The 14,136-nt window shown below is 34.2% G+C and carries 10 protein-coding genes; all 10 read left to right on the top strand.

What is annotated here, in order from left to right:
- The first annotated feature begins 179 nt into the window (after positions 1-179).
- Positions 180-1,235 carry a tyrosine-type recombinase/integrase gene (locus tag MHH78_RS17200; protein ID WP_341168133.1) on the top strand — a complete coding sequence of 352 codons (1,056 nt, stop codon included), beginning with the start codon at positions 180-182 and terminating at the stop codon, positions 1,233-1,235.
- On the top strand, positions 1,236-3,500 hold the full coding sequence (locus MHH78_RS17205) for an AAA family ATPase (protein ID WP_341168134.1): 2,265 nt from the start codon (positions 1,236-1,238) through the stop codon (positions 3,498-3,500).
- A gap of 2,298 nt (positions 3,501-5,798) precedes the next feature.
- Positions 5,799-5,951, top strand: coding sequence for a hypothetical protein (locus tag MHH78_RS17210; protein WP_341168135.1), 153 nt, complete (start codon positions 5,799-5,801; stop codon positions 5,949-5,951).
- 313 nt (positions 5,952-6,264) lie between these two features.
- Complete coding sequence (locus MHH78_RS17215; RefSeq protein ID WP_341168136.1) at positions 6,265-6,471, top strand: helix-turn-helix domain-containing protein; 207 nt, start codon at positions 6,265-6,267, stop codon at positions 6,469-6,471.
- A 93-nt stretch (positions 6,472-6,564) separates the two neighbouring features.
- Positions 6,565-6,894 carry a hypothetical protein gene (locus tag MHH78_RS17220; protein WP_341168137.1) on the top strand — a complete coding sequence of 110 codons (330 nt, stop codon included), beginning with the start codon at positions 6,565-6,567 and terminating at the stop codon, positions 6,892-6,894.
- Between the two features lie 83 nt (positions 6,895-6,977).
- Positions 6,978-7,292 (top strand): hypothetical protein, encoded by a 315-nt coding sequence (locus tag MHH78_RS17225; RefSeq protein WP_341168138.1) that lies wholly within the window; start codon positions 6,978-6,980, stop codon positions 7,290-7,292.
- A gap of 138 nt (positions 7,293-7,430) precedes the next feature.
- On the top strand, positions 7,431-8,171 hold the full coding sequence (locus tag MHH78_RS17230; protein WP_341168139.1) for a hypothetical protein: 741 nt from the start codon (positions 7,431-7,433) through the stop codon (positions 8,169-8,171).
- Positions 8,172-8,346: 175 nt separating this feature from the next.
- Positions 8,347-8,496, top strand: coding sequence for a hypothetical protein (locus tag MHH78_RS17235; protein WP_341168140.1), 150 nt, complete (start codon positions 8,347-8,349; stop codon positions 8,494-8,496).
- 185 nt (positions 8,497-8,681) lie between these two features.
- Positions 8,682-11,009: a hypothetical protein gene (locus MHH78_RS17240; RefSeq protein WP_341168141.1), complete on the top strand. Its 2,328-nt coding sequence runs from the start codon at positions 8,682-8,684 to the stop codon at positions 11,007-11,009.
- 71 nt (positions 11,010-11,080) lie between these two features.
- Entirely contained in the window at positions 11,081-14,116 is a 3,036-nt protein-coding gene (locus MHH78_RS17245; protein WP_341168142.1) for a helicase-related protein, read from the top strand.
- Positions 14,117-14,136: the final 20 nt, after the last annotated feature.

The following is a 14,136-nucleotide window of genomic DNA, read 5'->3' on the forward strand; positions in this document are numbered from 1 at the left end:
CCCAGAAACATCGCCTCCAATATATTTTTGCTAAATGTTGTATGTGTGCTTCTGTGATTAAAATATAACATTACAATTTATTTTAGTCAACAAATATTATTATATTTACTTTGAAGGTCGTATAAACTATAATAAATACATGACAAACAGTCTAGAACATATAGCGGGAGGAAGAAGAGATGAACACAGTACATAATGTAGTATCACTAAATACAGGTAGAGTATACGAAAGTATTCAATCATATCTAATGAAAGTGGGTCTTAAAAGTAAAAATACCCAATATAACTATGAAGTTGCTATCCGAAGATTTTTTATATGGCATGTAAACAAAACTATTGAGGATATCGATAGCAAGGACTTAGATATCTTAAATGAAAAAATGATTCGGTATCAGTATCACCTATTGGATGATTGTGATTATTCTAATAATACTGTAAATGCATTGATTGCACCCATTGCAAAGTTATATGAGCACTTTGCCCGAAACCGCTATAAGGTTAAGGTTGAAGATGTGAGGGTGGATAAATTACCGGATGATGGCGAAAGATACGGTGAACTTACTCATTCTGAAGCTGAAATGATGGCCGTCTTGTCTGTAAAACAGAAGAAGGGAATAGAGAAGGCGAGTTTGATTCGCTTGGCTTATACGACCAGTTTTCGGAAAGCCAGTTTGCTATCTATAGAATGGACAGATATCGTCTTCGATCCTAAAAGTAAATTATATTTGGTTACCGCGATTGGGAAGAGAAATAAAAAGCATACAAGACCTATTCCAATTGAGTTATATAATGAACTACTGAAAATTAAAGAGCGAAAATACTATGCTAGATATAAAGATAATAAGGTATTTCATTTGTCCGATCATACTATTCAGGACATGGTTGATAAATTGAAAGAGGAAATGGGGATTGAAGAAGATCGAAACGTAGTTTTTCACAGCTTAAGAAACGTGGCGGCAGGTTTTATAAGATTTAGTGGTGGAGACATTGAAGAAATACGTGAACAGTTAAATCAATCCGGGTATGGATCTCTAAAACACTACATGCACCAGGATAGAAACTACTCAAACATGGCCGGAATGAGAATGCATGAAACATTTGAAGACAATTATGTTGAGCAGCTAAGTAGAGAAGAGCTTTTACAATTAATTGAGGGGCAGGGTGAGGCAGTTAAAGCATTGTTGCAGAGAGAAGCGCGGAAGATGGTTGAACATAAAAAGGAGAGTGGAGAGTAATTGAGTGAAGTTATTGAATTAAGATTGATACCAGTGTGGATGATTCACCCGAAAAGCGAACAGGTTAAGAAAAATGATTTTAGAATATATGACTGCTTGACCAGGAGTTCAGACATTGAATTGAATTCGCGAGAGAAACTATCGATTAAAGGTGTTATGCAGAAGCTTGAGATGGATGTCGAGTATACAGCTCAAATTCAATTGGATAAGATCGATCCGAGATACGGAGCAAGCTACAATGTACTTTCAATTTATCGAGAGGTTCCTGAAACACTAGAAGGACAAAAAGCATTCCTTGCCACCATGCTCACTGAGCTGCAGCTAGGAGAGGTGTATAAAAGTTATGCCGATCCAGACGTAGATATTATTCAGCTTATTGTTGATGACAAATTTGATTTCAAAAAGGTGAAACACTTTGGTCCAGTCGTATATAAGAGAGTTAGGGATAATATCCTAGAAAATCTAATATATAAGGATGTATTGAGCAGATTGGGCAAATACGGAATCACTTATGATGTGATTTTAAAACTTGAACAGAAATTTGGTAGTAAAGAATTAGTAATTCAGAAAATTGAAGACTGTCCCTATGAGTTAACCGTTCTTCAGGGTTGGGGCTTTAAGAGAGCTGATAAAGTGGCTAAATTGATGGGAATAAAGCATGATGACATTAACCGTATCAAATATGGTGTCAGATATACGATTGATGAGAATCAGCAAAATGGACATACGTTTATGATTAGAGAAGAATTGTTACGGAGCGCTTCGAAAAAGTTAGAAATAGAAGAAGAAATGATCAATTCTATACTAGATGAAACTGATGAGTTGAAATTTATTAGTGATAAGATATCTTTGTTAAAGACGTATAATGCCGAATACTACATAGCTAAGAGATTGAATGAGTTTATTGTACGAAAAGATGAATTACCATTCGATCCAGAAGAGTTTATATGCCGAATTGAAATTAAATATAATAATATTATTCCAAATGGTCTGAGTGAACAGCAAAAAGATTTTTTTAGAAAAATTAAGACGAATGCTGTGAATTTACTAATTGGATATGCAGGTACGGGGAAAAGTCAGATGCAAAAATTTCTAGTAGAGTTGCTTGATGAACTCAAACTCACTTACGCACTTTTATCCCCCTCTGCCAAGGCAGCTAAAGTTACCCGTAGATACACTGGAGTAAACGCACAAACAATACATAGGAAAATAGGTTATGGCGTAGATAAAGACGAGCAACGAATGTATGAGATTGAAGATGATTTTATTATTATTGATGAATCAGGAATGACTGATGTTTTTATACTTTCTACATTGCTTGCTAAAATTAAAAATAAGAAAGCAAGAATACTATTCGTTGGCGATGATTTTCAATTACTGTCCATTCAAGCAGGGAACTTCCTTCATGATGCAATTGAATCAGGAATTATTCCAATGACTAAATTAGACATAGTATTTAGGCAGAGTGATGGTGGTATCTTGGATATTGCCACTAAAATCAGGCAGGGACAGTTGTTTATTAAGAACGATTTTGAAGGAAAACAGCTATTCGGTAATGACTTCTTGCTCCATTGTGTTGATCAGATACATATGGAAAAGGGATATAAGAGTTATTATCAGATGTTGTTGAATACATATGATCCAGAAGATATAATGGTCTTGACTCCAACAAAGAAAAGAAACCTGGGAACAATTGCAATAAACAAATATATTCAAAGCGTTGTAAATGCTGAAAGCTCAGAAAAGAAAGAATATAAATATGGTTACGAAGAAGATGTGCTTCGTGTAGGCGACTATGTGCTAAATACCACCAACATGTATAGAATTCCTTCAATGGACGAAGAAGAGATAGATGTTGTGAATGGAGACTCAGGAAATGTAATTGATCTAAAAGAGGAAGATGACAGAAAGCCTGACAAAAACGAGGAGCTTCTGGAACGAGAGAAGAAGGGAATACTGATTCAGGTTGATGACAACCTTGTTAGATTGGATTATAACTTAGCAATTCAATTACTACATGGGTGGAGTCTGACCATTCACAAATCACAAGGTTCTGCATGTGAAGCATCAATTTGTGTTATTGATAAATCCAATAAGCATCAACTTTCTGCCAACCTTATCTACACGGCCGTCACAAGAAGTAAAAAGAAGTGCATCTTCTTAACTCAAGCTGAGACACTAAATTACTCCATTCGCAAAGTTGACAGTATGCGGAGAAATACTCATCTATGTGATTTGTTAAAGATGGTATGTACTGGTGACTAAGGGTTTGTCTACATCAAAACAATTTATACAAATGCCTAACTCAATCATTAGAGACCCCAACCTGTCTTCGATAGAGTTCCTGGTACTGATTAAATTAAAGCAATTACAATTCATTAACAGGTCGTCTAACTTCAAATTTAACTCTAAAGAACATCTGAAGATCCCTTTAGATATAAATGATAATCGTACCCTGCATAGGACGTTGAATAATCTTTATGATAACAGATACATATTAGAACCAGTTAAGATTGATAGTCATTCTATTGGAACAGTATCAATGAATGATGCTCTAATAAAATCAAAAAGCAAGTTCACTCATATCTATACTTCACTTTTAGATAAAATGTTACATATACAAGCGAATGGCATCAGGCTTCTTTGCTATTATGAGAGTTACATTAATAGAAATGACAAAGATAAACCTAGCAGTCATTTTTGTTTTACTAGTATTGATACAATATCTCAAGAGACTGGTCTCTCTCGTAAGACAATTATTAAATATAATTCTGTTCTTGAGAAGGCAAATCTATTAGATATTGATAAACACAAATTAGGTACAGACTATCGGTATGATGATAAAGATAAGGTTATCTTCAATAAATATAACAATCATTATTATGTGAGACTGGAGAATATTCTCTAGTCTTTTTTATGCTTTAAAACAGGAGAAATAACCTAAGTGTAATTTATGCAAGTCAGAAGTGTAAAACATGCAAGTCAGGAGTGTAATTTATGCAAGTCAAAAGTGTAAAACATGTCTGCATAAATTACACTGTAGTAATATAAACATAAAACCCTATATACATATATACTTTTTAGATTATTATATCCAGTATTTAGAGTGGTCGCACAGCTCCACTTCTTGGGTTGGAGATTTTGAGATTAAAGGATGGAAAGGTAAGACCAGGATCAAGGTCAAAGTCAAAAGAATCTGGAACGGGTTAGTTTGTTGAATTTATTAATTTAGAAGGTAATCATATAGAGATATGTATCTGATAAACAAGGAAGCATTATTATCAATTTTGATCCTCAATTTCTTATTAATTTATGTATAGATTGGATGTCTGTATAACGAGTAGGGGAGTTGGAAGGGGAAAGTGGTTTGCTCTGGATTCATTATAATTAATATATGAATTTGATGATTAGAATTGATTGTGGGGTGTAGAGTATTTTATACCTGTTTAAGAATAAGTTGAAAAGTTGTCTGCAGAGCAATAATGAAGGAAGATTGTTTTGGTCAAATATTACTTATTATTTATGTATGATTTAAGAGAACAAGTGTTGAGTGGTCACTTTATACCAGATAGAGAGTTGAGGTCTGCATTTGTTATAAACTAATAAGGAAATTGAAGCTCAGGATTGATGTTAGAGATAATTATACAGTCGCCATTATTCCAGGGTAGTATTCAGTTAAATAGAGGCTACCTTTTTATGTTTAATTATCCCCCCGGTATGGATCTGTATTGATGTGTATCGAGAATGAAAATATCGTTCGATGTTGATTTCGATGTGTGATTAATTTTAGATAGGGGAATAGTGATAAAACATAGATAAACAAAGGCGAAAACTGTGGTAATGTCGATTCTGATTTAGGTAATCGATTCGGAATCGAACGTAGTAATCGAAAAGTGTAGACGCAGCAAGGGTTTTTGAGTGATTTATGGGGTGAAATGATTAAAAATAGATGATGACGAAAAAAAGTGAGTGGAAAAAGCGTAGATAAATGAAGGGGAAAATCATAAGTTTCGATTGCGATTTCGATTAAGATTAAGTGTGAAAATGAAGGATGAAACGTAAAAACGTGTAGATGAAATTTAGAGAAAATTGATCAAATAACCATGCGGTGTAAGTTGAACAGATAGCGGATTATTTTCAATAAATACCATATATTAGGATGTAAAATAACCCCCCATCCCTGTTCTAAATGCAATCAAACCATAGTTGTATTGCATTTAGGATTATATTGATGCTTGACATTTATCTAAAATCATGTTCCGAATTCACTGGATATTTATTTAAAATTTTTGATTATACACCAATTTTGAATTTAAAATTTTTTCGCACTTACCTATAGGAATGGCCTATAATAAAAATCGATTCTATAACGAAATCCCGCAAATCTCTGACTTATTCCAACTGTGTACATTGTATATATACAGTAATACCAATTAATCGACCTAATCTTTAATGTGTTTATTAAAATAAAAATAATAATATTATTTAAAAAGTGACAATAATCACTTTAAAAGCGCTAACGCTTTTAGTATAATTATATATGTAAGGGAGGAGGTGATTCCCTTGGAGAACTGGCAAAAGCTTTCAGTCATCATTGCAGTACTTTCCTTCATTCGTCTAATCATCAAAGACATTGCAGAAGTTAAAGACAAGCGCAAGAAAGTACGCAAAAAGAAAACGCCTAAGACTTCGGCAAAAAGTCGTAGACGTAAGTAACTCCAAGCCCTTAACTTGAAGACTATGCACGGAACGGACACAACACCGTTCCCCTTTTTCCCTTACAGTTTACATTGCACAATGTATTTAGTCAAGGCTATTCGATTGCCATATTTACAGAGAGGAGCATATCCAATGTCTAAATCAAAACGTGAAGGTGCATTAAGGTTGTCAATATTCATCATCATGATACCGCTAATCTTTGTTGTGCAGTCTAATCCATATTATATTGCTATCATTTCATTTGTGGCCCTGTATGCTCTTGTAACAGGTGTTTACAGACTTACACGTAAATAGTTAGGAGGTGAATCACATGTCTAACCCTGAAGCACTCAGGCAGCAATTAGACAGTATCATGTCTCAGCTCATGACTACAGAGGATGCGGCTAATCTCTGGGGGCTTTCTCAAGTACGAGTTAAAGATTTATGTACAGCAGGTCATATAATAGCAACTAAGCGTGGCAATACATGGCTCATCATCAAAGGCCAGGACAGTCCAAAGCAGAGAGACAGGTCATAAAAACTTGTCTCTTATTCTTGTATTAAACTAAAAATAACTATTCAAAATAAACATAATAATATATAATTAAATTACCGATTTGGAGGTGATACCATGTTCAAGCCTAATCATCCAACTAACCCAGTTTCCTTACAACTTACCAATGAAGAAGTAATCTTACTCATTGCTGAACTTTTACCCCAACATTACATCAGCTATTCCTCACACGTAATACAACGCTTAACACAACCTGATAGAAACTTCAGCGAACAGAAATTACTATCCATTATCAAACGTCCTAAATCAATAGCATCACCACGCTGGAACGATAAATATAAAAATTGGACATACACACTTGAGGGATATAATAGACGTCACCTTGTCATTGCATTCCTTGTGGATGCCAACAATAAACTATACATAGAATATGTCACGGTGTTCTAAATGCCGTGACTGACTTTTCTTTTTACCTAAATGGCTTATAATAAACATGATAATGAAATGGAGCGATGAAGGGGATGAATGTTATGACTAATACAAACATGAACCAATCCAATGAATACATTAACAATAGAACAGTGGAGGATATGGCTAGGGAACACAAGGAACGACTTAACCAGGATCAGCAATATAAACAGTCTGTCATTGCCAAATACGTCACACAATCGAATACAGAGCGCTATCAGACAATAGTTAAATCTGCCTTAGAGGATATGTCAGGCGTAGCAGAAGCGTACAGAGACAATGCAATTACTTCTGAAGGTGAGCTGCATGATGACATTAAAATTTTTTTGGAAGAGTATACCGTTAACTTATTCAATATGTTGAGTAATAACAAATAAAGATCAAACACCTGTCCAGTTTATAAGCCCGATTCAGTATAATTGCACTGGAATTCGGAAACAATCCTTTAAAGAAAAACTTATATTCGGTGCTCTTATTTTTCGTTAAAAATAAATATACAAAAGGTGGTTTTACTTATGACACATCAAACAACTTTAGAGGAGCAAATTAATTTTGCAAATGAATACCCATTGCTTTCATGTTTTAATGTTCTATCTGTATACGATCAAATTGACATGATTTCTGATTCTTTTGCTAATGCTTGTTTTGAAGTTTATCCTTCGGGAATTAGTTATCAGCTTTTGTCTGACATTGATAAGAAACGGGTTCATGATATCTTTGTCGCTGAACTCTCACGTCACGAAATTGTTATTACTTCTGAACTGTTCAATGCTATGAAGGAAAGCGGTCACTTTACCGTGATTACTCCAGTGCTTGAACAATACATGAATCTGGATTCATCTTCTTACTCCGCATTTACTGAAGTTGCTTCGACAATTCAACCTGGGCAAAAAGTTACCATTGTTAAGTTTAGTGAGTTTGGTTTCCCTTATGCGGTTAATACAACAATTGATTCACTCGTAGTAAAGCCATACGCACAGCATAAGGATTCATTATATGTAACTCACAAACCAAAAGGCAAACGGAAGTTATGGCGCGATGTTTTTCATCCTTTTCAAGATTTCATCGTTTATGATGGTTGGTTAAACATTGATATTGATTCACTAACTAAAAAGGTAGTTAGCTCAAATTCAACTATGACCATCATACAGGGGAATTACAATTGTTTTGATAGACGTTATCTATCTGATATTGTTTCAGCAGTGTCTCAATCGCCTTTAGTGGCCTTTAATGTAAAGGAAGGTGTAACATGCTAAGAATTCATTCTGCAGCTTGTGAACGGCTTGTAGTATCGTCACAGAACGTTATTAAACTAAATATACATATAACATAAAGAATAAATAAGTTAAAGTGCAAAACAAATGAATTGTCATTTGCTGAACAGTTAGAATTGTTAACTTTATCATAAAAAAAGAGAGGATGCTAATATCTATGAAGACAATTAAACTCATTAAACGTGATGGATCTTTAGTAATTAAAACTACGGGAGATAGTTTAAAACTGCTTGAGCTTGCAACGTATGTTAAGCATGATGTAATTACTTATCAAGGCGATGTAATTGAAATGGTAGTAAGCGCATGAATAGAATAAAGCGGATCAATAAAGCAGATGTTACACTACTAGTATGCTGCATTGTGTGGATGTGGGTTATCGTTAAGATAGTTGAGTAAACTAAAAATAACTATTCAAACTAAAAATAATAATATATAATAAAGATAAGTTAATGAGGGATGCGGATTACAATACATATTACGGAGGTTTTCAAAATGGCATATAACTATTACAATTTCAAAGACGCAAAGGTGACTATTGCTCATACTCTTATGGCTAAAGGATGGGAAGTATTCGGTTATTCTCCTGACCAATCTGATTCTATGACTGATTACTTTTGCCCAGCTCATTGGGCCGGGATTGCTTCTAAAAATGGTTATGTGCTTCTAGTTGATGTTTCTTCTCTACATGATAGTGGACGCAGAGTTACAAAGAGAAGTTTTAACGGCACAACTAAAGATGTTCAGAGCAAAATTACCAAACTTCAAAACATGACAACCGATAAAGGTGCAAGCCAACAAGAGGAAGAGTCTGCAAAAGCAGCAATTGAAAAGTTGCTTGAAAAGCAAAATGAAGGTTGGACAGAGGAAGTCGTTGCAGTATATCCAGAGTTTAAGAATGTTAATCCTTCCACTTCAAAATGGCACATAGAAAAAGACGGTGTTTTAGTTGATAAAGGAACGGGTATCGGTAAATTTTCGGAACTTCCTCATATGTGGGATGGAGCTAATAATAAATGGGCAAAGGGTTCTGAAACCTGGGGGAATGGAACAAAGAAAGAAATTAGTGAAGAAACTCAAAAAGTAATAAACTCATTTAATAAATTCATTTCCCGTATTGAAAAAATTGTTAATACTATTGCTGTTACTGATGGTTCTGAAGTAGGATCAGCAGATGTTGAAACAATGCAAAAGGTCACTGAGAAAGTAACTAAAACGGTTACTAGACCAGTTCAAGTTGAAAAGAGAAATATTGAAGTTGGTGACTATCTAACATTTACTCGTCATTGTGGTTTCTGGCTGGTGACTGACGTTTATACAGTCAACGGTAAAACTCGAATCAATTATGAAAATGTAGGCAGTGGAAAAAGAGGATATCAACAATTGAAGAATTGCACTAGATATTATGATTTAGAAGAAAGAATGTTAAAGGCTGTAGAAGAAGGAAAAACAGTTATCCACCAGATGTCAACTTTTGATGAAGTAACAGAAGTTGAAAAATGGGTTAAAGTTGGCAAGGCTCCAAAGACTCAAAAAGTTGATACAAAGGAAGAAGCAGCAACAGGCGAAACCACAGAAAGTTCTAATGGCGTTACAATGACAATCAATGAAGAATTAAACGGCATTGAATTAAAGTTTTCTAAACCGTTAACTGAAAAGGGATTATCCGCTTTGTACGCAAATGGATTTAAGTGGTCTCGCCGTGGCGGTAAATGGTGGGCAAAGAATACACCTGAACGTCTGGTGTTCGCTGAAACACTCGTCAAACCCTTTGGGGCTATCAGCGGTGAAGTAGACACACAGGCTACACAAGAAGCGGTAGCACCTGAAACGGTCACAGAGGTTGATACAGACAACCAAAATGACAATGTAATCTATTATAAATTTAATCATACAGAAGCAACAGCAGAGCCAAAAAAGGAAGATGATACCTTGAATATGAATGATACATATATTGAAAATAACGATAATGATAAAATTGATTTTGATACTCTGGACGACATTTTTAGTAAGTTTGATAAAGTGGAAATCACGGCGTATCAAAAAATTTCAAGTGAGGATCTGGAGTTTTGCCAAGAACAAGAAAGCATCTATAAAAAAACTATTGTAGCTTACAATACACTTGACGAACATTTACAGGCGATTGTACCAGAGGTATTAGCACATGGTAAAAAATTCGGTTCCGCTTCTGGCTATTCCCAAAGAACAAGTTTCGATGATGGATTTAGTTCTCATGATCTTAAATATAATTTAAAGAAGATCAAAGATAAATTCATCTCAATGACATGTGAATATTTTTCGGAGAAATACAATGTATCAATTGATGAGGCAAAACTACAACAGAAATATGATACAAGGGTTACCTATGAAAATATAGTCGAAGAAATCATATTGCAGCTAGACGGCCATAGTTTCACCGAAAAAGCAGCTTCAGAAATTAAAGAAAAAGCTAGGAACACATTGTACGGTGACAACAAAATAACTATTCGCAACAATAAATTAATTTTAGATGGGTACTATGTTCGCCATGATTCGATATGGAAAGAGTACAGACTAACCGAAAAGAAAGATTTTATTCTGAATGCATTATCTCATTTCGATAATGGTTCTGTAAAAATTAACATAGAGTTTTCAGATAGATATTGCGGATATGAGAATGAGAAAAAGGCAAGTAATTATGATAGGTATGAAACACAATCTCTAGACAAAATAAAATCAATCAAGTTCTTAAAAAACGGAAAAATGGAAATTGAGTTCGCGTCTCATACAATGGCTGCTAAATTTGCCGGGGAGTATTGCGGATACAAGAAACAAGCAATTTAACAAACTTCATAGTTAAGGAGAATGGTTCATACAAAGGACTATTTTCCTTAACTGAAAAGGATGATACACAAGTGTATAAAATTTCAGATATAGCAATTCCTCAAGACAAAAGACAAAACATCAATGAAAAAATACTACATCTCATTGAGACTGACTCAGCAGAAAGACAGGGCATCAGTAAGCAAAATATATATGATATGTACAGCGGTTCAGGCGGTTTGCATGGTCTAAACTTCAAAGATTTTGACTCATTTTATTCATACACAGAGGCTAAAAAGCTCGAAGAATGTGGCGAATTCTTTACTCCTCATAAAATTTCTAAATTCCTGGTAGACTGTTTAAAGATTGATCAATTTCAATTGGTGGCAGATTTAACCGCAGGTAGTGGAAACTTTGTTAACTGGATTCCTAATCATTACAACGTGTACGCAAATGAACTAAATATAAAAAATTATAAGGTTATGAAACACCTTTACTCTACTGTTAACGCAACATGTGGAGATATACGAGAATATAATCCAGGTGTTACATTTGATACAGTAGTAGGTAATCCACCCTTCAATCTTAAATTAAGAGTAGGAAGAGAAGAATATTTAAGTCAATTCTATTACTGTCTAAAGGCATATGAACTTTTGAAACCTTTGGGCATACTCGCTTTAATTGTTCCAGTGTCTTTCCTTGCTGACGATTTTACTGATGGCGGAATGATTAAAAAAATTGATACAATGTACAATTTTCTATATCAAGTTGAATTGCCTTCTGACTCATTTAAATCTGCCGGGGTTGATTCGTTTCGAACAAAAATTATGTTTTTCTCTAAAAAGAGTGAACATGTCACAGATAATAAACCTTACAATACATCTATGAAAATGATACAAAGTATATCTGATACCGAGAGCGAAGAAATTCATACACAATACATAGCCCCAATTATGAAGCAAAGAGAAGCATTACAAGCAAAACTGTATTATGAGGATGTGTCGTCTAATGATCACTCAAAGGAAGAAAAAGACTTTCAGTTTAAGGTTAATAAATTACTATTTGATATTAAAAGAAATTCTAAAACATCCATATACTATGCAAAGTGCAATGAGTTAATACACAGGCTTAAAAATCAAGTAAAACCTGAAGGAATATCTGTAGATGAATGGATGAAAGTTAGATTAACGCCAAATATACTTTTAGCAAAATTGAAGAAGATTCTGAAGAATCAACATGTTATTGAGTGTGATGATATCCGATTAGTAAAGAATGCCTATGGCTTAAGGTTAAAAGGGTATTCACATAAGAATAAATTATACTTATCTAAATTCACCGGAATAAAAGATATGAGTTTTACAGATATGATTATCAATGATGTTTACCCGTTTGATGACACAAAATATAAAAAGGTTTTGAGTAGAAAAATCAAGGCATATAAACGGCAATCAGAACCGTTTAAAAGTATGATGCAAGATGGTTATATCTCTGAGTGGTTGAATGGTTTCAGTCTATATAATAAAAATACTGAACAAATCATAAAATTAAAAGACTTTCAGAAAGAAGACATGCAAAAAGTATTGCAAAAAGATCGCTCTATAATTGCATGGAATGTCGGTTTAGGAAAAAGCGAAGCAGGAATAACGTGGATGAAATATGTCAATGAGCATAATAGTACTAGAAATACATTTATTGTGTCTTCCAGTATTTCAATTAAAATGACCTGGACGGACAGATTGGGATCGTATGGCATTTCGTACAAAAAAATAGAGTCATTATCGGACGTTTACAGTATTCAGCCAAACGAAATTGTTCTGGTTTCTTTTAACATGTTGGTCAAATATCAAAAACATATCAAAAAGTACATTAAGTTGCAGGGCAGAAAGATAGCCTTTATTCTCGATGAAAGTCACCGCTGTATATACCCGAATACAAAGACGACAAAAGCAGTTAATAGTGCATTCCAGAAAGCAAGGTATAAACTCTTAATGTCTGGTACTCCAACCAAGAACACAGCTAATGAATTGTATTCACAATTTATGATACTGTACGGCAGTAGCGTAAATTTCATGTGTGAGTGTGAAAAGGTCTTATCTGAAGACAAAAAAACGGGAGAATGGAAAGAGGAACCAAATAAATATTATCTGAAACCATTCCCATCATACAAACAAAGTGTGTTTTCTTCCTGTTTTTCGCCTAAAAAGACTTCGGTTTTCGGAATTGAAAAAGGCAATCAAGATATTCTTAATTCGAGCAAGCTTATAAAGTTAATTGAAAAAACTATTATTGTTAGAAGTATGTTTGAGGTAATGAGCAAAGATGTAGTTGAGTTTAAGACGCATAGAATAGCCCAGAATGAGAACGAGAAGGAAGTCTATAAGCTGATCATGGAAGAATTTCATTCCATCGTTAGGGCTTACTATGGAACGTCTGGTAACTACAGAAGAGACGCAATGTTGAGAATCATTCAACAAATACAATTATTGCAAAAGGCTGTTTCTATTCCCCATAAACTAAAGGAATACAAGGGGAGGATAGAGCCAAACAAGTATAAGGAGATTGCACAAATAATTAAGAATGTGCCCAATGATAAGGTTGCGCTAGGAACAACCTTTATTGATTCGGCAGTGTATTATTACAACAAACTCAAGACTGAATTTAATGACCGTTCAATATTTTTGATACTGGGTGAAACACCTTTCAAGAAACGTCAAGAGCTTATAAAAGAATTTGAGGCAACAGAAAATGGTCTGCTTATTTCAACCCAAATGAGTCTGTCTGAGAGCGTCAATATCCCATCTTGTGATGTTGTAATATGTGAAGGGCTACAATACAACATTGCTAATATGATGCAGTATATAGGGCGTTTTACGAGGCTTAACAGCAAGAATAAAACAGTCATATACTTTATTACTTATCTGAATACGCTAGAACAAAACATTCTTGCGCTTTTAATGTCAAAACAGCGTATTAACGAGTTTGTAAAACAGTGTGAATATAAAGAGGATGCAGAAATATTTAATGAATTCGGAATCAGTTTGGATATATTCAGCAGTATTATAACAAAGAGTTATGATGAAGATGGAACTGTTAAATTGTCATGGGGAAAACAAGAAATAGTTAAATAAACTAAAAATAACAATATACA

It is taken from the genome of Paenibacillus sp. FSL H3-0333 (assembly GCF_038002805.1).
Taxonomy (GTDB): domain Bacteria; phylum Bacillota; class Bacilli; order Paenibacillales; family Paenibacillaceae; genus Paenibacillus_AQ; species Paenibacillus_AQ silagei.

Coding starts and splice junctions, on each gene's coding strand:
- MHH78_RS17235 (WP_341168140.1), top strand. CDS start 8,347: ATGAAGACAATTAAACTCATTAAACGTGATGGATCTTTAGTAATTAAA.
- MHH78_RS17200 (WP_341168133.1), top strand. CDS start 180: ATGAACACAGTACATAATGTAGTATCACTAAATACAGGTAGAGTATAC.
- MHH78_RS17220 (WP_341168137.1), top strand. CDS start 6,565: ATGTTCAAGCCTAATCATCCAACTAACCCAGTTTCCTTACAACTTACC.
- MHH78_RS17240 (WP_341168141.1), top strand. CDS start 8,682: ATGGCATATAACTATTACAATTTCAAAGACGCAAAGGTGACTATTGCT.
- MHH78_RS17230 (WP_341168139.1), top strand. CDS start 7,431: ATGACACATCAAACAACTTTAGAGGAGCAAATTAATTTTGCAAATGAA.
- MHH78_RS17215 (WP_341168136.1), top strand. CDS start 6,265: ATGTCTAACCCTGAAGCACTCAGGCAGCAATTAGACAGTATCATGTCT.
- MHH78_RS17225 (WP_341168138.1), top strand. CDS start 6,978: ATGACTAATACAAACATGAACCAATCCAATGAATACATTAACAATAGA.